Source organism: Pseudoalteromonas sp. S4492, assembly GCF_005886115.1.
Lineage (GTDB): Bacteria > Pseudomonadota > Gammaproteobacteria > Enterobacterales > Alteromonadaceae > Pseudoalteromonas > Pseudoalteromonas gelatinilytica.
The window spans coordinates 1-559 of record NZ_PNCP01000103.1 but is presented as its reverse complement, the minus strand read 5'-3'; the positions used below and the strand labels follow the sequence as shown (position 1 = coordinate 559).

Here is a 559-nt window from a genome sequence, read left to right as displayed (position 1 = left end):
GTTAAAGCAATTACCTAGCACGCGCCAGAAAGAGAACAGTTCGTTACTTAAGTTTCTAAAGCATATTAGCGACCAGGAGCACTGCATTCCTGGTTATAGAAAGCTATGGGAGGCAGCGGTCGCACATGGTTTTGATTGCAGTAAAGGGCGTGTGCAGAGACTATTACAAAGCGTTGGCTATCGTTCAAAATCAGGTAAGAGACGCTATACAAGTCGCGCGAAGAAAGAAGGTACAATCAAAGCGAGTAATTTATTACGACGCCAATTTAATGTTGATAGAGCAAATACCGTGTGGGTATCAGATATCACACAAGTACGCTGTAAAGATGGTTGGCAGTATTTATGCGTCATCCTTGATTTGTATTCTCGTAAGGTTGTCGGCTGGGTAACAAGTCGGATAAACAACGCCGAATTAGTCATTAAAACACTGAAAAAGGCATGGTCAGCACGCAAACCTGATGGTTCGAACTTGCTCTTTCATTCAGACCAAGGAGCTCAGTATGTCGCAAAGGAAACAGTGAAGTGGTTAACTAATAGAGGTGTCACAGTGAGTATGTCT

General features: G+C 42.9%; 1 protein-coding gene. It reads left to right on the top strand.

What is annotated here, in order from left to right:
* On the top strand, positions 1 to 559 hold a 559-nt coding region (locus CWC28_RS20925), incomplete at both ends, for an IS3 family transposase (protein WP_138625717.1).